Here is a 19484-nt window from a genome sequence, read left to right as displayed (position 1 = left end):
TGAAATTATTGAACAGCGGTCAAAAATGAAGGAGGGATTGTTTTGTTGGTATCAGTTATATTCGTCGTATTTGTACTTGTACTTGCTTTGCTCAGTTTCGTATTGATGATTAAATTATTGACCTATTTATCTAAGCGTATCCGCGGAAGAAATCCAGTATTTGTCACAAAAGGGGTTAGAAGAGCTATGTGGAGTATCCTGATTCTCAGTGTGTTAGCCGGCGGTCTGGTAGTTGTCACCCAACTAACGGCAACAACACCGAAAATGGCGAAAGAAAATAGTATTGCAGAGCTGAGGGAAGTTCGTTTGAATGGGCGGAAGGAATGGATCAGCCTTCGAGGAGAAAACCGCAATAAGCCCATTCTTTTATTTTTGGCTGGGGGACCAGGAGGGTCTCAATTAGCCGCTACTCGTTATGAACTGGCAGAACTGGAAAAGGATTTTATCGTGGTTAACTGGGAGCAGCCTGGCTCGGGGAAATCCTTTTCAGCGATCCCGCGGAAAAAGCTGACACCTGAAATTTATGTGAAGGATGGTACGGTATTAGTTCGTTCACTATTAAAAGAGTTCAAGCAAAAGAAGCTCTATTTGTTGGGAGAATCGTGGGGGAGTGCACTAGGGATTTTTATGGCAAAAGAACAACCGGAGCTTTACCATGCATTTATAGGCACCGGCCAAATGGTGGCATTTGAAGAGACGGAGAAAATCGATTATGCGCTGGCAATGAAGCTAGCAAAAGAAAATGGGGATCAAAAGGTCGTGAATACGCTAAGAAAAAATGGCGAACCGCCTTATTATGGCAATTCAGTTACCACCAAAAGCGCGACCTATCTCAACTACCTCAGTCAAAGGATGGCAAGAAATCCTGAGATTCAGAATAGCGGCTTCCAAACGATGCGGGATCTTACAGCGAAAGAGTATGGCATCTTGGATAAGATCAATTATCTGCGGGGCATTCTGCAAACCTTCAATCATGTGTATCCGCAACTATACGATGTAGATTTGAGGAAGGATTACTCAAGACTAGATATTCCTGTCTATTTTTTACTAGGCAAGCACGATATCAATGCGCCACTTAGCTTAGCTGAAGATTACTATCAAAAATTAGTCGCTCCCAGCAAGGAAATCATTTGGTTTGAGCACTCCGGACATAACCCTTGGATCAATGAACCAGAACTTTTCGCAGAAAAGATTCAGCAAATTGCTTTAAATACAAAATAAGACTAGAGCATCCACGATTAAAAAACGTGGTGGCTCTAGTCTTTTTAATTTTCGAATTGTGCTTGATGCAGTTGGTAATAGCGTCCTTGTTTAGCCAGCAGTTCTTCGTGATTGCCTTGTTCGACGATATTTCCGTCATTGACCACTAAGATCAAGTCAGCTTCGCGAATTGTCGAGAGGCGGTGAGCAATGATGAAGGAGGTTTTGTTGACCATTAATCGGCCCATTGCTTCTTGGATCTGCAATTCGGTCTGGGTATCAACATTCGACGTTGCTTCATCAAGAATCAATAATTCCGCATTTAAAAGCATCGCACGAGCAATTGTTAGTAATTGCTTTTGTCCTTGTGAGATGGCTAGTCCATCTTCGGTCATCACCGTGTCGTAGCCCTTTGGTAATTGTGCGATGAAATCGTGAATGTGAGCGGCTTTCGTCGCTTTGATCACATCTTCTAGCGTAGCATCTTCGTTTCCATAGGTCAGATTCTCAAAGATCGTTCCCGTAAAGAGCCACGTATCCTGCAAGACCATCGCGTATTGCTTCCGCAGACTGCTGCGGGTCGCTTCTTTGATATTTTGTCCATCTAAGTAGATCGCACCGCTATCTGGATCATAAAAACGCATTAACAAATTTACGATCGTGGTTTTTCCGGCACCGGTAGGACCCACGATGGCGACGACGCTGCCGGCAGAAATTTCAAAGGATAAATCTTTGATGACTGGTTGATCTGCTTGATAGCCGAAGGAAACATGGTCAAAGCGTACGTCGCCATGAGCTTTTTCAAAGACATGAGCATTTTCTACGTCTTGAACTTCAGGGTCTTCATCTAATAGCTTGAAGATTCGTTCAGCCGCGGCGATAGAAGATTGCAGGTCGCTGAAAATATTTGCTAATTCATTGATCGGACCAGAGAATTTCCGTGAGTACAAAACAAAGGATGAAAGCTTCCCTAAGGTTAAATGACCGAAGAGAAATAGAAAAGCGCCTAAGATACTGATCAAGGACAACGAAACATTATTGATGAAGTTAACGGAAGGTCCGGTCATACTGCCATAATATTCTGCGTTGTAGTAAGCAGTCATGGCTTCTTCATTCTTTTTACCAAACCGATCAATCATTGTTTCCTCTTGATGATAGACCTTTGTTGTTTGTTCACCGGATAGCAGTTCTTCAGTCAGACCGTTTAATTCACCCAGCTTGGCCGAACGTTGTCTAAACAAAGGCTGGAACTTATTGGTTAAGTAACGGGTCAGTAAAATCGATGCGGGAACGGTAACTAAAAAGATCGTGACCATCACTGGTGAGATTACCAGCATCATGACAAAGGAACCAATGACGGTGACTAAACTGCTCAAGACTTGAACGGAGTCACTTGCTAGAGATGTATTGATTGTATCGATATCGTAGCTCATCCGACTGACGATATCACCGGTTTGGTGCTGATCAAAATAGCCAACGGGTAAAGAAACAATCTTCTCAAACAAATCTTTCCGTAAACGAAACGCAATTTTTTGACTTAGAAAGATCATCAATCGTTTGATCCCATAGCTTAAAATCGCTGAAGCGGCATAAAAGACCACCATCCAGCTACAATAGAAGAAAACCTTTTGGAAGGCGACGTTGCCTTTACCGATCTGAATTGCATCGATTGCATACCCAGATAACAGTGGCCCGACTAAAGCAAACAGGTTACTGGCAATCGTCAAGACGACAGCTAAAAACAGCAACCATTTGAATTGATACAAATATCCCCATAAACGCAGCAGTGTACCTCTGCGTGAGCCTTTATTCTTCAATGGCTTGCCCCCCTGTCTGTCCTTGATAGATTTCTTGATAGGTTGGATTTTCAGCTAGTAACTCTTCGTGGGTGCCATAGCCGATCATTTGCCCTTTATTTAATAGTAGGATTTTATCCGCATGTTGGATTGAACTGATTCGCTGAGCGATCAAAATTTTAGTGGTATCACCGAAATGTGTGCGCAAGGCTCTCCGCAGATTGGCATCCGTGTGGTAATCTAACGCGCTGGAAGAATCGTCTAGGATCAGTAGATCAGGCTGTCCGATCAGAGCACGAGCCAGCAGTACCCGCTGCTTTTGCCCCCCACTGAGATTTTGTCCTTTTGCTTCCAAATGATGCTCTAGGCCGTCTGGGAGTTTATCGATGAACTCCCGAGCTTGTGCATCATCGATAGCTTGCTGCATTTGTTCCTCCGAAAAGCTTCGACCGAACAAAATGTTTTCTCGAATCGTATCGGCAAAGAGCACGTCCTTTTGCAGGACAGCACCGTTTTTTTGATGGAGTGCATCAAGGGAATACTGCTTGATTTCTTGCCCATCTAACAATATCTGCCCAGAGGTTCGATCATACAAGCGTAAAATCAGACTAGCAATCGTGGTTTTTCCGCTACCTGTTGCCCCCATAATCCCTAATGTTTCACCAGGAGCGACACTGAAGCTGATGTGTTCGATCGCATGTCCGCCATCAGGATAGGAAAAAGTCACATCGTCGAAAACTAATTTAGTAGAAGCGGCTTTTCTTTGATCCAATGTACCTGGGACCAAGGTTGGTTTCTTTCGCAATACTTCATTGATTCGGTTTGCCGAAGCTAGACCACGAGAATACAGGACAAAGATTCGAGTAATTGAAAGCATTGCGTTTAAGATAATCGTGAAATAGGTCAAGAAGGCAACGATCACGCCAGGTTGTGTCAGTCCGGCATTTACACGATAGGCGCTAACGACAATCACAAGGGTCAAACCTAAGTTTAAAAATAGATCTAACAAAGCTGGAGAAGCAGCCAAAGTCACATTCGCGGTCGTCTCTGCATTTACTAAAGATTGATTGACGTTTTCGAAGCGTTGACGTTCATAGGCTTCTTTTGATAAAGCTTTAATAACGCGAGAGCCTGTTACATTTTCTCGAACCGTCAGCACCAGCTGGTCGACTTGCTTTTGCAGTTTGCCAAAAAGCGGTACTCCTTTTTTCGAAATATGGGTAACCATCACAAAGATGATCGGCATCACTGCGACTAAAACTAAAGTCAAAATCGGGTCTAAGGTAGTGGTGATCAAGATTCCACCGATCAAAAGGATCGGTGCGCGAATTCCCATTCGCAGCATGACACCAAGGGTCAAATGAATATTATAGGTGTCCGATGTTACACGTGAAACTAATGAAGAGACACCAACCTCTTCAATTTGCGTTGTATCCAAATAAGTAATTTTATGGAAGAGATCCCCGCGAATGTGTTCCGTGGTGTCTTTTGCAACTTTTGAAACCATTCGATTGGCGAGGATGTTTGCCCATAAAGCAAAGGCGGAAGCGGCCAACATGACACCTCCCCAAAAAAGAATCTTCTTTGGATCCTTATGTGGAATGACCTGATCTAGGATATAGGCTAAATTCCAAGGGAGGACTAATTCCATCATGGTTCCTAAAAATTTGATAATAACACCTAGTGTGACGCGGGAACGGTAGGGTTTTAAGTAGTTCAGAATTAATTTCATTTTTGCTCCTTTTTACACATCTCTGTTTCAGCTTTTTCCATGATCCTCTGCAAGCCGGACAAGATAGCAGCTTGTTGTTCGCTGGGAATCTCGTTTAGCAATGTTTGATTCCAATTCGCTAAAATTGAGCGGATTTCAGCCTCAATTGCTGAAGCCTTGTCTGTAGGGAAAATCCGCAAGCGGCGTGCATCCTGCTCATCGCTTTGGCGCTTGATGAAGCCTTTTTGCTCTAATTGCGCCAATTGGCGAGCGACATTGCTTTTATTGATAAAGATTTTACACGCCAGTTCTTCTTGTGAAATCCCCGGTTCATCACAAACACTTAAAATATATGCGTGATGCATTTCTCCTAAGCCTAATTTCTTAAATTCTTTTTCACGATACAAAGCAGAAAGTCGTGAAATGCGGTTGATCATTTTAACAAAAGAATCCACCTGAATATTCCTCCTTAAAAATGATAAAGTCTCGTTAAATACGCATATAACAGTATAAAAGAAAAAAGTTGCGGGTGCAACGAATTTGGGTCGTACAAATTTAATTCCGAAAATGAAAGGATTTAGAGGTCATTATTTGCTGTTCATGTGTAAAAATTTACGTTCTTTACATAAAAACAACAATCTTTATTTTATCTTTGCAGGAAGTTGACTTGGTCTTTACACTCCTTCGCTATACTTTTTATCAGAGGAAGTCAGCTTGAAGTAAATGAGCTGATTACTAATGAATCCCTTAGTAAACGAGCCTATGAGCATAGAAGTGATTTTTAAATGAAAGAAGGAGTGGATAATCGTGTTAAAACTCGAAAACATCACGAAAAAATTTCAAGAGACAACGGTATTGGAAAATATTAATCTAGAAATCGATTCTGGAGAGATTGTTTCGATACTTGGACAATCCGGTTCAGGAAAGACAACGCTGCTAAATTTAATTTTGGGTCTGGAGGAGCCCAGTGAAGGAGAAATCTTTTTTAATGGGACAAACATTACTCATACATTGATGGAAAAACGACCATTCAATATTGTTTTTCAAGATTACGCATTATTCCCTAATTTAACTGCCTATCAAAATCTGACATACGGACTACGGAACAAAAAAGAATGTTCAACTAAAGAGGAAGTCGATGAACTGATTCAATTATTGAATCTAGAGAAACACTTGAATAAACCGATTCATCAGCTTTCAGGTGGACAAAAGCAGCGGGTCGCGCTGGGGCGAACACTAGTGATGAAGCCTCAGTTGCTGTTGTTAGATGAGCCGTTGAGTGCCTTGGATGGTGTAATTAAGGAATCAATCAAAGAAAAAATTCAAGAAATTGCTCGTAAACTTCATTTGACCATCGTCATCGTTACTCACGATCCAGAAGAGGCTTTGACAATGTCTGATAAGATCGTTGTTTTAGATGAAGGAAAAATCGCTCAGTGTAGTTCTCCCATCGAAATCATGAATCAGGCTTCCTGTCATTTCGTTGAAGAGTTTATCGTCAACCAATTAGCGATCAAACAACAGAATATTCAACAGATCTTTCAACAATCAATGAACAGGGTGGCCTCATGAGACGATCGTTTTCCATTAAAAGGCTATCAAGCTGGATTGTATTAGCCTTCTTCTTTTTATTTTTGGCTTATCCAATTATTCAGATCATAACGACTGCTTTTCCGTATTCAGGCGGAAGCAGTCAGAATATCTTTACTCAGGATTGGAAGATTTCGTTTGGCAACAGTCTGAAGTATTCTTTAGCTGCGACGAGCTGTTCAACGCTGTTAGGGTTTTTATTAGCCTATGGAAATAATTTTACTCGGATTAATAAGCGATTTTTGAAGGTTAACGAGAGTATCCTACATTTTCCGATGTTGTTGCCGACGATCACCTACGGCTTTGTTTTAATTTATGCCTTTGGTAAGCAGGGCTTATGGAGCAAGCTTTTTCAACAGGAACTGTTCCATATCTACGGCACTATCGGCATTTTATTAGGGTTTATTATTTATACATTGCCGCCAATTTTTATTCTAATCAATAATTCGATGAAGTATTTAGATACACAACTATTTATTGTTTCTCGCTTGATGGGGGATAGCTGGTATCGGTCGCTTTATAAAACGATTTTAACGCCATTGACTCGAGTATTAGCGGTTGCTTTTTTACAGGGCTTTTTCATGTCTTTTACTGATTTTGGGATTCCAAGTGCAGTGGGAGGGCAAACGCCTTTTATCACGACCCTTTTATATGAAGGCTTCATGGGAACAATCCCGAATTTTCAGTTTGGATCATTGGTGGCGTTAACGATGCTGCTGCCATCAATCATCAGTATTTTGGTTCTGAACCACTTACAGAAAAAGGTGGTGCGTTATGAGCGTCCACGACAGGCGGCCATCAAAAGAAATCCTGTCAGAGATTGGTTTTTCCGATTGCTTTTCGTTAGCTTATCGCTCTTTATTTTAGGAGTGTTCGCGGTCTTGATTGTTATTCCGATGGTGAGTAATTGGCCCTATGATCTGCGACCAACGCTGAATAATTTTACCCGCTTTATCCAAGATGACAGCTTGGTGCTAACATTGAAGAATTCATTGATGATGGCCTTGCTGACGGCGGGACTGGGGACAATTATCGCATATTTGGCGGCAATCTTGACCTCTAGAGAGCGTAAGCTTTATAGGGTTAATCAAGTGATTGACAGTATCGCCACCATTACGAACTCGATTCCTGGGATGGTTTTGGGAGTGGCTTACTTGTTGCTGTTTAGTGGTAGTCAGCTACACAACACCTTGATCATTTTAGTCATTGTGACGATCGTCCATTACTTCTCAACACCGTATCAAATGGCCAAAGAAGCACTGCAAAAAATGAATTTGAACTGGGAGAATACTGCCAAACTGATGGGAGATAGCTGGTTAAAAACAGTTTGGCGGATACTGATTCCAAATTCGAAAGTGACGATTGTAGACATCTTTGCGTATTACTTTTTCAACTCGATGGTAACAATCAGTGCCGTTATTTTCTTAACAAGTGCCAACACGATGGTTATTACCGCCAAATTAAAAGAGCTTCAACACTTTGGCCGGTTTAACGATATCTTTATGCTTTCGTTGTTTTTATTAGTCATCAATTTGGTTATGCAGGGAATTACTCAAATTATAAAGAGAATTGCCAGTTCCACTTCTCCCAGTCAAACAGTTGGGAAAAAGCTGAATACAAAATTAACCGCTATTCAACGAAAAAAAGCCTAGAGGAATGGTATACGGCTTGAAAATCGGACTAATTTTTCCTAGGAAAAATTAATTCATTAATATGAAAAAGGATGCCAGTTCCACTTCTCCCAGTCAGACAGTTGGGAAAAAGCTAAATACAAAATTACCTGCTATTCAACGAAAAAAGTATAGAGGAATGGTATACGGCTTGAAAATCGGACTAATTTTTCCTAGGAAAAATTAATTCATTAATATGAAAAAGGAGAATGATAAATGAACAGAAAAAAACTACTCGTACTACTTGGAAGCTTGCTTTTCCTTCTATTATTAGGTGCTTGCAGCAAAAGTAATGCGGCCGACGAAAAAGTCACGATTTATACCAATGCCGATGAAGAACCGGTGGAGGTAATCAAGAATGTTTTAGACAAAAATGGGTACAAGGGCAAATACACGCTGCAATCATTTGGCACTTCTGAGCTAGGCGGGAAGCTGTTAGCAGAAGGAAAAAATATCGAAGCTGATTTAGTGACGATGAGTACGTTCTATTTAAATAGTGCTCAAAAGAAGGACGAGATGTTTAAGGCATTAAAACTGCCGGTCGAATCATTGGCGAAAATCCCAGATTATACCGCTCCTTTTACTGTGCAGGAAGGAACCATCTTTTATAACACAGACGTGTTGAAGGAAATGAAACTGCCAGTCCCAACTAGTTTAAAAGAATTGGCAGATCCGAAATATAAAGATGTGTTGTCGATCTCTGATATTAAACAGTCGTCTACTGCATGGTTGTTATTCCAAGCGTTAGTCGATAGTTACGGAGAAAATGAAGCAAAAACCATCCTTAAGGGAATTTACAAAAACGCTGGCGACCACTTGGAAAGCTCTGGTTCAGGGCCGTTGAAAAAAGTTCGCTTAGGCGAGGTTGCGATCGGATTTGGGTTACGGCATCAGGCGGTCAAAGATAAACAGGAAGGACTGCCAATTGATTTTGTTGAACCTTCAGAAGGAACATATACATTGACTGAATCATTAGCGGTGATTGATAAAGGAGATAAAACCAATCCTGAAGCTGAGAAGATGCTTGATTTGATTTTGGAAAAGGGACGCACAGACTTGTTGAAAATCTATCCAAGCCCGCTTTATAAAGACGAGCAAGTGGATAATGCACAGGTCGCAAAAGATCAAAAGGTCTTTCCAACTGAATTGACTGCAGAATTACTAGAGCAGCATCAAAAACTAATTGACTAAGGAGTTTGACATGGAATATAAATTATTGACACCGGGCCCGTTGACGACGACTCGCTCGGTCAAGCAAGCGATGATGGTGGATCATTGTACATGGGACCAAGAATACAAGACCATTACTCAGGAAATCCGCCAAAAGCTATTGTCTTTGGCTGGGGTCTCGTCAGAAGAATATACAACGATCTTAATGCAAGGCAGCGGTTCGTTTGGCGTGGAATCGGTTTTAAGTTCGGTCATTGGACCTAGTGATCATTTACTTGTTTGTGTAAATGGCGCTTATGGTCGTCGAATCGTCAGCATGTGTGAGCGCCATCATTTAACCCACAGCGTATATGAGGTTGCAGAAGATGAAATTCCACAAGTGACAGCTATAGAAAAAATCCTGGAAAATGAGCCAACGATTTCAGGGATCGCAATGGTTCACAGTGAAACGACTTCCGGCATTTTGAATGAGCTAGAGGAGATTGCTGCTCTTGCCAAAGATAACGAGCTGCTGTTTATTGTTGATGCAATGTCTAGCTTTGGTGGAATTCCAATCGATGTTTCCGCTTTGTCCATTGATTTTCTAATCTCTAGTTCAAATAAATGTATTCAAGGAGTTCCTGGCTTTTCTTTTACTGTGGCGAAGCGGGAACAGCTTGAAAAGCGCAAAGGTTTTGCCCGGACTGTTTCTCTAGACTTGTACGACCAGTATGAAACGATGGAGAAGGATGGCAAGTGGCGTTTTACTTCTCCGACCCATACTGTTTTGGCCTTTCATCAGGCTTTAAAAGAATTAGAGGCAGAAGGCGGAATCTATCAGCGCTATATGCGTTATTTGACGAATAATCGGCTATTGCGGCAAAAAATGGGCGAACTGGGTTACCATCCATTTATCCAGCAGCATCAGGGACCATTTATCACATCGTTCTTATATCCTGAGCAACGGTCCTTCAATTTTGCCCATTTTTATCAGCATTTAAAACAAAACGGCTTTGTGATCTATCCGGGAAAAATCAGCTCTGTAGATTGCTTCCGCATCGGGAATATTGGCGAGATTTATCCAGAGGATATTGATCGGTTAGTCAAAGTGATTGAAAACTATTCGGAGGTAGCGTATGTCAGTTAAAACGATTATTTTAGACTGGGCTGGAACGACCGTAGATTTTGGCTGCATGGCGCCAGTCTATGCCTTCAAAAAAGCGTTTAAAAATAAGCACATCGAGCTCACGAATGAAGAAATTCGAAAACCAATGGGGATGCTTAAAATAGATCATATCAAGCAGCTGTTGTCGCTTGATCAAGTAAAAAAGCAATGGTTTGAGCTTTACGGACGAGCTTCTGATGAGAAGGATGTGCGAGGTATCTATCAGGATTTTGAGAAATACTTGTTTGCAGATTTAGCGGAAAACAGCCATTTAAAGCCAGAAACGAAACAAGCAATGAAAAAAATCAAACAACTAGGGTACAATATTGGCTCTACAACAGGCTATACGAAGGAAATGATGGAGGTTGTCTTTGAAACCGCTAAGGCAGAAGGCTATCATCCCGATTATGTTGTAACACCAGATGAGGTCGATTCATTAGGGCGGCCATATCCATTTATGATTTTTGAGAATATGCGCCATTTTCAAAACCACTCGATGGACGAAGTGATCAAAGTAGGAGACACGATCTCTGACATTCAGGAAGGAAAAAATGCGGGGGTTTTGAGTATTGCAGTGACTGAGGGAAGTTCAGTAATGGGACTGTCACTAGAAGAATATAAACAACTCTCAAAAGAAGAAATGGAACAGGTGAATCAACAAACAGCGGAAATATTTTATCAGCAAGGAGCAGATCTTTGTATTAAGAATTTGCTCGAATTGGCGGAGCTTTTACAAGAACAATCACTGCTTCAAAGGATGCAAATAAAAAAGGAAAAAATCAGTGTAAATTAGCAGAGATATCGGCTTTTAAAGCCGATATCTCTTTGTTTATTCAAAAAATAAATAGAATAAGCAAAAAAAGATTTTTCCTTCATTTATCTTCTTAATAATTTCACATTTACTGAGATGTAGGCTACTACAATTTTGAAAGCGGATGCATGAACCCAAATCTCTTAATTTTATCCAAAAATTAAATTTTATATTTTAAAAATGGCTGAGACAATCCTTATAAATGCGGGTAGAATAATATGTGTAACCAATGGTGCGCGCAATGAAGGAGTTTTCTCATTTTTTATGACGTTAAGGCAAAGAGTTTGAAGCAATTCTTATAGCGATTAATAACGATCATAAAAGTTCATACAAAGAATAAAAAATACATATAGATATCCGGTCATTGTAATTTTATTACTGACAGCATGCTTATGGTTGGATAAGCACTCAATCAGTGATCATGTTGATTAGCGTCTCTCCTTCTTAAAAGGAGATGCAAAAATGCCGCGAGTCAGTGAAATAGTGTGACTTATCAAGAGGTTACTTAAAATCTTAGCGATGAGCGGCGGAGAATGATCAGCATTCATTGGAAAATTTAAATGGATGCATCATTATCGAAGAATGAATCAAGGATGCGGATTGTTTTCAGCATCCTTGATTTTTTTCCATTCATTGGTTGCCCCTAGTATTTTATTAAATACTTAGCATGATTCGAGACAGAAAGAAGGGGAAATGTTCATGAAAAAGATTGTTATGGTTATTTGCGGGGTAGCAGTAGTTTGTTGGGGAGTTGCTAGCCTGCGAAGTGGGGCACTAAAAGCGGATAATGTTCTTCAAGATTCTTCTGTCGTAGAGACGGCAGTTCCTGAAAGTTCGACAGTTGCACAAGCTCCAGCTACACCAGAACCTGTGCCAGAAGCACCAGCAGAACCAGCACCGGTTCCTGAGACGCCAGCGCCTACTACGCCTCCACAAGCATCCTCTGTTGCACCAGAGACACCAGTGGAGCAGCCGATAGAAAGTGAACCGGTAGATACTGTGCCAGAAACACCGACGCAAAGCAGCACAAGTGAGCCGCCTAAGAGCGACAGTGCTACCAGCGAAAGCTCTACGAGTAGCGGTGCAACAAGTGAGAGCTCTACAGGTCAAAGTTCAACAAATCAGACATCCAGCACAAGCAATTCGAGTACTACGCCAAGCGAAACATCGACTTCCAGCAGCGCGACATCGGGAAGCTCGGCTAGTTCAAGTGCTGGCGGATCAACTGGTACAACAGGCAGTTATTCAACCGTGCCGTCAAGCTCTGGTCAAGAACAACCGAGTTCACCATCTGCACCGGGGACAGTTCCAAGTCCAGCACCCACGCCTCCGGCTTCCAGCGAGCCTAAGGTTCAAACGAATCCAGCGGTTATTCAGCAGACGCCGGATGCTTTTTCAGCAACTAGTGCTTTGCAGCTTCCAAGTGATCTGAAAACTTCTGAGGTTGCTCAATCAGATCTGAAAGGCTATGAATTACCGCTGCTGACCAGCTTCGAAAATAAAGCTCACGCTGCGTTGATTTATGATGGGATTAAGAAACTAGGTCTTGAGCAGGAGCAGGATTTCAGTGTTGAACAATTAGCAACTAAGCTTTATGAAGAACTTTTTGCAATTGAGATTACGGGTACGCCCGAAAAGCCGAGCGAAGAGATTAGTGTGGGTAGTCTGCTCTATCAAAAGAATAAAGATCAGCTTAAATTAGTTGGTATCTATATTGGGAGAGATTATTATCTAACCGTCGAGGATGTCGAAATCGACAGCGCCAAAGAAACAACGGAAACTGGAAAAAATGACGTTGTAGAAATTGACGCTGAGAAAACAGCTGATGAGGAGACAGATCAAAAGGAAAAACAACGACAGGTGGTTCTTCAACCAATCAACATCGATGAAGACTTAATGGTTCTATCTTTACCGACTGTTACCTTGACCGAATACGGGCAAACGATTTTGGCAGAATATCCTGCTTCTATTAATTTTACTGAAAATGAGGGCACAAAAACCTTTATCTCAAGAATCGCGGAAGATGCACGTAAGCTGGGTCAAGAATATGATGTCTTTGCTTCAGTGATGATTGCGCAAGCCTTGTTAGAAAGTGGCTCTGGAACGAGCAGTTTGTCATTGCCGCCAAATCACAATCTATTTGGTGTAAAGGGAACCTATCAAGGCCAGGCTGTTTCGATGGCAACACAAGAAGATCGTGGAAATGGCGAACTGTACTCGATTAATTCCGCCTTTCGAAAGTATCCTAACTACGCTGCTTCACTAGGAGATTATGTTCAGTTACTACGCGGAGGAATCTCTGGCAATGATAGCTATTACAAAGATACGTGGCGTTCTACCGCAAAGAATTATTTACGATCGACGCAAGCCTTAACTGGAAAGTACGCGACGGATACTTCTTATAATAGAAAGCTAAATTCGATTATTGCGGTCTACAACCTGACACAATATGATCGTGTGAAAGTCGACCAGTCTTCAGGTATTTTCATTAAAGGAAAAGATGAGATCCCTGAAGAATACCGAACAATGATGCGCTACCCAGATTATAACGGGGTCAATTACAATACTTCCGGTTCGTATCCAGTTGGACAATGTACTTGGTACGCCTTTAATCGTGTGAAGCAACTAGGCAAGAGTGTTGATGACTTTATGGGTAACGGCGGTGAGTGGGAAACCAAAGGGAAAGCATTAGGCTATGAAATCAGTCGTGAACCAAAAGCTGGCTGGTTGATTTCCTTTACACCAGGTACAGCTGGATCAGATCCACGTTATGGTCATGTCGCTTTTGTTGAAGTGGTTCGCCCAGAAGGGATTTTGATCTCAGAAGGCAACGTTTATGGTGGTACGGTGATCTCTTATCGCGTCATTGATTCAAACTTGGCAAAATCAGATTTAGTTACTTATATTAAAGCAAAATAAAGGGGTGCCATCACTCATGGCAAATAAGCGACATGGGCATGCAGAGGATCCACCGAATGACAGGCGGGTATTACTGTTAACCGCGATACTTCTTATCATTCTGTCTGTAACGATGCTGCTTGTTATGAGAGGACAATTGCAAAAACGCTATAGTGTCCATACGATTTCAGGTACTTCGATGATTCCGACGCTGACCGAAAAAGATCAGGTTCTTGTAAAGAAAAATACACAAATTCAACGCTACGATATTATTGCTTTCTCAGTTGATAAGGAAGAGGGGATGTTTGTCAAACGGGTGATTGGTTTACCAGGTGACAGTATGTTTGTCCGAAATGGCCGAATGGTATTGGATATTGGAGAACAAGGCGATTTTGAAACGACGAACACCTATCAGTTATCACCAACTGTAGCAGATGAATTTCAAACGTTAAACAAAATTCCAGAAGAGGTGTACTTCGTTATTGGCGATCATGTAGACGTTTCTAAAGACAGCCGGTCATTTGGATTTGTCCATCGAAGGTCAATCGAGGGAACTGTTCAATTCCGTTTTCCAGCGATCCATCTCGCTAAATTGGAAAACTAAAAGAAAAGGGGAAAACACGTGATAATCATTAACTGGATTTGCGTAGGGCTCATTATTTTAGTGCTCTTAGTATGGTTATATCGAATGGTTATCAATGTTCGATTGCAGATGATCAAGCCACCAAGAGACGCATTAGCGACTTTTCAGAGGAAGCTGGATTATGTCAAGCAAATTCAACAATCAAAGCATGTATCGGCGTTACTGTTCATAACCTTCTGCCTCGCAGTGGGGTTGCTACTGAGCACATATAGCTTATTTCAAGTACAAGATCAGCTATACGCGATGAATGAACAAAGTAGCTTGTTGAAAGATGATCTCCAAGTGATGAAAAAAGAACAAAAGAAATTGATCAACAAACTGCCGGTCAAAGAGTATCCACCAGAAGGTATCGGCTTGCAGGAGTATGCATGGGACGAATTGTTTTCCGAGGACAGTCGGGAAAATCAATATGCAATGGAGAGTGACCTTTCCAGCAAACTCAGTTCTTATTTTGGGTTGCCAACGACATTGATTGTCTTGGATATACCGACTCAAACATTAAATATTGCCTTGGCTGGGGATTTGGCCAGTGAGGACAATCGTCAACAAATTAAAGATAATATCAAAGCCTTTGCTGCTGAAGCAGAGGGGGTATCCAATCTAACACAGATTACCTTCCAGTTAAATGTAAGGGATGGGGAGAAGCAGAAGCAAGATTATAGTTGTACTTTCTCTCGTGAGAATGGAGAAGATAAATTTGTAATGATTCAAGAAGAAGACTAACGGAAAGAAGGGAAAACAATGGTAGCACAACAAAAAAAGAGCGGATGGTTTTTCAACAAGAACATTATCGATGAGATCAATTCTGTTCCAGAAGAGAAAGTTGACACCGAAGAGTCCACTCAGCCAGCAGCACAAACACAAGTACAAGCACAGGCTAAACCTGCTCCTGCTTTGAAAATGGTTTCTGATAACACCATTCCAGAGACACCAGAAAAGCAGGCAGAAGAAATCAAAGAATTGAAACGATTGATTTTTGAAAAGGAGCAAGTCTTACAGAAATATAAAAAGGAAATGTCGGCACAAACGCAGCAATTGACAAAAGAAAATGAAAATTATCGTCAGTCTGTTTTGCGAATGGGAGAAGAAAAAGCCCAAAATCGCCGTCAAATTCAAGATTTAGAGGCGGAAGTGCAACGAGCGCGCCAAGAGGTCCAACGATTAAAAGAAACGCAGGAATTGGATCAATTGAGACAACAATTGGAAACAGCATTAGCAGAAAACGAGAAATTAAAAGATTCAGTCGCTCATTTAGCTACTGTAGAGCAAGAGTTGGAAGAAATTCACGAAGAACACCAAGCGTTAGTTGCTCAACAAAAAGATGAAGAAATCCAACGACTAGAAAAAATCCATCAATTGGAAGGTCAAATCGATGAATTGATTGCAGAGATCAATGAGAAGGACGAACAATATTCTCAATTAGACAAAGTGATCGTCGAGAAAGACCAAGCGATGGACCAAATGGTAGAAGAAAAGGAAGCAAAAGAAGTTCAAGAGAAAGAATTAGTGGAATTACGAGAGAAAGTAGCAGAGCTTCGTGCAGAAAATGAGCAATTGAAAGAAGAAGCTATTTCGACGCAACAGGAAATCGGCGAAGTACTGATTTCCGCTCGAAAACAAGCCAATCGGATGGTAGAAAAATCGAAGATGGAAGCGTATCGTATTATTGAAGAGGCTAATAAGGAATTAGCTTTGATCAATGAACAAGCCAAAGAGATTTCTGAAGAAGTCAACGAATCCCGTCAATCGGTAGCCTCAATGTATGAAGAGTTACAAACTCGAGTAAATATCCTTGCGCAAGGAAAGATGCAAGAAGATGTAACGAAAATCCTAGACTAATCTATTCATAAATTAAAAGGATGAAGGTATCAGTATGCGCTGGTACCTTTTATTTTTATATAGAAAAGCGGATTGTTTTCAATTTTTTTTAACGCTATACTTTAAGTGATCGGGATAGAACTATCCACTGTATAAACGATAAGACTAAAGGAGCGGATGAAATGAAGTTAGCAATTATCTTGGAAACTAAGGAACACGAGAAAGCTTGGAATGCTTTTCGCTTTGGCGTGGCAGCTCTAAAAAAAGGCCATCAAGTCAAATTTTTCTTGATGGGCGAAGCAGTCGAAGTTGAGAGTATTGAAGATGAGCAATACGATGTTCCTGCAGAGATGAAAAAGTTGGAAGAGCAGGGTGGCGAATTATTGGCTTGCGGCACTTGCCTCAAATCCCGTCAACTGGAAGATCAAACGTCCTGTCCAATTTCAACGATGTTTGATTGTGTTGAAATGGTCGAATGGGCGGATAAAATTGTAACATTTTAAATGCATAGGAAAATCCCTGACTTGAAAGCAAAAGTCAGGGATTTTTTTAATCATTCAAATTGTTTAAGGCTGCGGCCATTTTTTTATTATCGTGTTTTGAATAGAAATAAAAAGTGATGATATGCAGAATCAATGTAAGCAGCAATACGGCGATAAAGAATGGTCGGATTAGGTCAAACATCTGAGTCGAATAAAGATACACGCCTGTATAAGCGAAAAGCGTATTTAACACTGTACAGATGACAATATTTATTGATGCTTTAAAGGTCGAATAGTTCCACAGAAAAGGATAGACGATACCGAATAAAAGGGCAATAAGAATACTGATTCCAACAAGATTCCAAATATAACGAAAAGGAATCTGTGTAGAGAAGTCCGTGAGTGAACAAAGAATAGTGATCCAAATAAACGATCCGAAGCCTGCTTGAAAGAAATTATTTTTTAAGTGTTTGAACATGATAGTTCCTCCTTGATTTTCTTGGCATAGTGACGACTGACAACATAAGTAGAATTTGTTTTGGTATGAACTTCTAAACGCGCGTGCTCTCCTAATTGGAAGGATTGAACACAGTTTAGATTTAAAATCTGCGAATTATTGATGCGATAAAAATTCTGGCTTTCTAAAAAGCTCAATTCTTTCAGCCGTTTTTGTATAAGATAGTCTTGCTGGTTGATTAAGCTTACTTTAACTAAATGCCCCATGGTTTCAAAAGAAACTATTTGATCTAGCGGCAATTTGATTGAACGATTGTTTTTGGGATCAATTGCCACAATTTCCTGTTCTTGCTTGAGCTGTATTTCAAGTCGTTCAAGTTTGGTTTTGTGTTTAGGATTTGCGAAGATATCGATTTCGTTCAATGCTTTTTCTTTTACCCAGGTAAAGTTGATGTTCACATGCTCCCCTCCTTCTGTATCTTTAGCATAGCAAGGATTGGCTGTAGAAAGAATCCTTTTTTTGTTTGTTGCAGGAAAAGACCGGTTTGTTGCAAAATAATCAGATAAATCAGTACTGTCAAACAACGCTTGCGGGAGAAAATACCGAGGAAAGCAGGGCTTTCTAGTATAATTTGGTTAGGGTACCTATCATCAAGTTAGGAGGGAGAGATCATCATGATCGCTGAGATTTTAAAAGCGCAAAGAAAAGAGCGGGGACTTACGCAGCAGGAGGCGGCGAAAATCTTTCACGTGACACGCCAAACGATTTCCAATTGGGAAAATGAGAAAAATTATCCAGATATCCCGACACTAGTTGCCATCAGTGATTATTATGAGATATCTCTTGATTATTTGATGAAGGGGGATGCGAAGTATATGGTGAAGATGAGGAAGGAAGCCAAGCTGCTGCAGTCGATTCGGATGGGACTATTTTCGCTGATTTGTGCTGGTCCGCTGCTGCTCTTTTCGCTTGTCGGATTTTCGGCGGCAATCAATGGCGGAAGTCTGGCGGGGATCATTCCAACCCAGCTTTTGCTAACGATTGCGATGATTTGGGTATGTGTGATTCATTTTAATAATCTGAAGGAGGAGATGACTCCTTCCGTTAGGACAAGTGTCAGTATTTTCTTGTTGGTTTCGTTGTTTGTCACATTATTGTGTTCAGTACTCCTTATTTTAGCAGGGGCTGGCTTTATCCATTTTTAGGAAGCGGTACAGGCAGCTTAATTGCATTAACTGGGTGAGGGATATATATTTAGCGTGTAATGGATGAGTCCCTGATTTTCTTTAACAAAAGAAAAGTTGAAATAGATATAAACTTTAGAGAAAGAAGGTACCTAGTCATGTTTAAGATAGTTGAGAGAGAGACGTTGACTGTTCACGGTTGGATCACTACCCTAAACGCTCCAAATTCTGCAGATGGGTTGGCAGAAATGAGTAAGCAAAAAATGCGTGCAAAAGAGGAATATGCTTCGAAGGTTGAAGGGGATCTACTGGCTATTAATGCAGTGATTAATGGTGATCAGTGTTACTTGATTGGAAATACAGATACCAAAGAAACCCGTCCGTCAGAGTTTGAATTGCCTGCGGGGATGTATGCCCGTTTTGATCTTAGTTATACAGATCAAATAGAGTTGGATCAATTGATCGGGCGCAGTTATGGCGAGTTGGCTCAAAGGGAAGACATCCAAATCGCTGGGAATTTTAATGTTGAAGAATATACAGCTGTAGGAAAACTATCCTTTTATGCTCCTGTTCAAATACAGACGCAGTGAGTTTAAATGAAGGGGTTCATTTTTAACCAAGAGACGATCAAGTGAAATCAGCTTGGTGGTCTTTTTTTAGTTGAAAATGGGTTAATCAATCTGAAAATAAGTGAATCACACATAAAAATAGTGATTAAAATTCTTTTTTTTTTACGGCAAAATAGAATATCGGATTATATCAAAATTTTAGTTGAATTTAACGAAATGAGAGCGTATACTCGTGTTTATTGAGTGCTTAAATAAAACAATTTTTTAAACAAAAAAAGATAACGGTTGTTATCTCTTTTTTATCGCACTCAAACACACACAAATGCATAAAATAGGAGGGA

Annotated in this window: 18 protein-coding genes; 13 read left to right on the top strand and 5 right to left on the bottom strand. The window is 40.8% G+C overall.

Annotation, left to right across the window (positions count from 1 at the left end; translation table 11 throughout):
• Positions 1-42 precede the first annotated feature (42 nt).
• On the top strand, positions 43-1221 hold the full coding sequence (locus IGI44_RS15750; protein ID WP_438788732.1) for an alpha/beta fold hydrolase: 1179 nt from the start codon (positions 43-45) through the stop codon (positions 1219-1221).
• Between the two features lie 44 nt (positions 1222-1265).
• Here IGI44_RS15750 and IGI44_RS15745 read toward each other — a convergent pair whose 3' ends face one another.
• The 3 genes from IGI44_RS15745 to IGI44_RS15735 are packed head-to-tail and all read right to left on the bottom strand — an operon-like array spanning position 1266 to position 5162.
• Positions 1266-3017 carry an ABC transporter ATP-binding protein gene (locus tag IGI44_RS15745; RefSeq protein ID WP_438788730.1) on the bottom strand — a complete coding sequence of 584 codons (1752 nt, stop codon included), beginning with the start codon at positions 3015-3017 and terminating at the stop codon, positions 1266-1268.
• Positions 3007-4728, bottom strand: coding sequence for an ABC transporter ATP-binding protein (locus tag IGI44_RS15740; protein WP_438788729.1), 1722 nt, complete (start codon positions 4726-4728; stop codon positions 3007-3009). The genes IGI44_RS15745 and IGI44_RS15740 overlap by 11 nt, the downstream gene beginning before the upstream one ends.
• Positions 4725-5162, bottom strand: coding sequence for a MarR family winged helix-turn-helix transcriptional regulator (locus tag IGI44_RS15735; RefSeq protein WP_438788728.1), 438 nt, complete (start codon positions 5160-5162; stop codon positions 4725-4727). Before IGI44_RS15735 ends, IGI44_RS15740 begins: the two co-directional genes overlap by 4 nt.
• A 352-nt stretch (positions 5163-5514) precedes the next feature.
• On the opposite strand from IGI44_RS15735, the gene IGI44_RS15730 reads away from it, so the two are divergent.
• The 10 genes from IGI44_RS15730 to IGI44_RS15685 all read left to right on the top strand — a co-directional run bounded on the left by IGI44_RS15730 (position 5515) and on the right by IGI44_RS15685 (position 16954).
• Positions 5515-6279 carry an ABC transporter ATP-binding protein gene (locus IGI44_RS15730; protein ID WP_438788727.1) on the top strand — a complete coding sequence of 255 codons (765 nt, stop codon included), beginning with the start codon at positions 5515-5517 and terminating at the stop codon, positions 6277-6279.
• Entirely contained in the window at positions 6276-7949 is a 1674-nt protein-coding gene (locus tag IGI44_RS15725) for an ABC transporter permease subunit (RefSeq protein WP_438788726.1), read from the top strand. The genes IGI44_RS15730 and IGI44_RS15725 overlap by 4 nt, the downstream gene beginning before the upstream one ends.
• Positions 7950-8183: 234 nt before the next feature.
• The gene (locus IGI44_RS15720; RefSeq protein ID WP_438788725.1) at positions 8184-9158 is read left to right on the top strand and encodes an extracellular solute-binding protein; all 975 of its coding nucleotides are present in this window, start codon (positions 8184-8186) and stop codon (positions 9156-9158) included.
• A gap of 10 nt (positions 9159-9168) precedes the next feature.
• The gene (phnW, locus tag IGI44_RS15715) at positions 9169-10263 is read left to right on the top strand and encodes a 2-aminoethylphosphonate--pyruvate transaminase (protein ID WP_438788723.1); all 1095 of its coding nucleotides are present in this window, start codon (positions 9169-9171) and stop codon (positions 10261-10263) included.
• The gene (gene phnX / locus IGI44_RS15710) at positions 10253-11074 is read left to right on the top strand and encodes a phosphonoacetaldehyde hydrolase (protein ID WP_438788722.1); all 822 of its coding nucleotides are present in this window, start codon (positions 10253-10255) and stop codon (positions 11072-11074) included. Before phnW ends, phnX begins: the two co-directional genes overlap by 11 nt.
• A gap of 717 nt (positions 11075-11791) precedes the next feature.
• The gene (locus tag IGI44_RS15705; protein WP_438788721.1) at positions 11792-14011 is read left to right on the top strand and encodes a glucosaminidase domain-containing protein; all 2220 of its coding nucleotides are present in this window, start codon (positions 11792-11794) and stop codon (positions 14009-14011) included.
• Between the two features lie 16 nt (positions 14012-14027).
• Positions 14028-14594 (top strand): signal peptidase I, encoded by a 567-nt coding sequence (gene lepB, locus IGI44_RS15700; protein ID WP_438788719.1) that lies wholly within the window; start codon positions 14028-14030, stop codon positions 14592-14594.
• A gap of 18 nt (positions 14595-14612) precedes the next feature.
• Positions 14613-15356 (top strand): hypothetical protein, encoded by a 744-nt coding sequence (locus IGI44_RS15695; RefSeq protein ID WP_438788718.1) that lies wholly within the window; start codon positions 14613-14615, stop codon positions 15354-15356.
• Between the two features lie 18 nt (positions 15357-15374).
• The gene (locus IGI44_RS15690; protein WP_438788717.1) at positions 15375-16472 is read left to right on the top strand and encodes a hypothetical protein; all 1098 of its coding nucleotides are present in this window, start codon (positions 15375-15377) and stop codon (positions 16470-16472) included.
• 161 nt (positions 16473-16633) lie between these two features.
• Positions 16634-16954: a DsrE/DsrF/TusD sulfur relay family protein gene (locus tag IGI44_RS15685; RefSeq protein ID WP_438788716.1), complete on the top strand. Its 321-nt coding sequence runs from the start codon at positions 16634-16636 to the stop codon at positions 16952-16954.
• Positions 16955-17000: 46 nt separating this feature from the next.
• Here IGI44_RS15685 and IGI44_RS15680 read toward each other — a convergent pair whose 3' ends face one another.
• Positions 17001-17411 (bottom strand): hypothetical protein, encoded by a 411-nt coding sequence (locus IGI44_RS15680; protein WP_438788715.1) that lies wholly within the window; start codon positions 17409-17411, stop codon positions 17001-17003.
• Complete coding sequence (locus tag IGI44_RS15675; RefSeq protein WP_438788713.1) at positions 17396-17848, bottom strand: LytTR family DNA-binding domain-containing protein; 453 nt, start codon at positions 17846-17848, stop codon at positions 17396-17398. Before IGI44_RS15675 ends, IGI44_RS15680 begins: the two co-directional genes overlap by 16 nt.
• A gap of 216 nt (positions 17849-18064) precedes the next feature.
• Between IGI44_RS15675 and IGI44_RS15670 the strand changes: the two genes are divergently transcribed.
• Both IGI44_RS15670 and IGI44_RS15665 read left to right on the top strand, forming a co-directional pair.
• Positions 18065-18595, top strand: coding sequence for a helix-turn-helix domain-containing protein (locus IGI44_RS15670; RefSeq protein ID WP_438788712.1), 531 nt, complete (start codon positions 18065-18067; stop codon positions 18593-18595).
• A gap of 137 nt (positions 18596-18732) precedes the next feature.
• Positions 18733-19164 carry an effector binding domain-containing protein gene (locus IGI44_RS15665; RefSeq protein WP_438788711.1) on the top strand — a complete coding sequence of 144 codons (432 nt, stop codon included), beginning with the start codon at positions 18733-18735 and terminating at the stop codon, positions 19162-19164.
• The last annotated feature ends 320 nt before the right edge of the window (positions 19165-19484 follow it).

The sequence above is a fragment of the Enterococcus sp. DIV0756 genome, assembly GCF_051710745.1.
Taxonomy (GTDB): Bacteria; Bacillota; Bacilli; order Lactobacillales; family Enterococcaceae; genus Enterococcus_A.
This window is presented reverse-complemented; position numbering and strand designations above follow the sequence as displayed.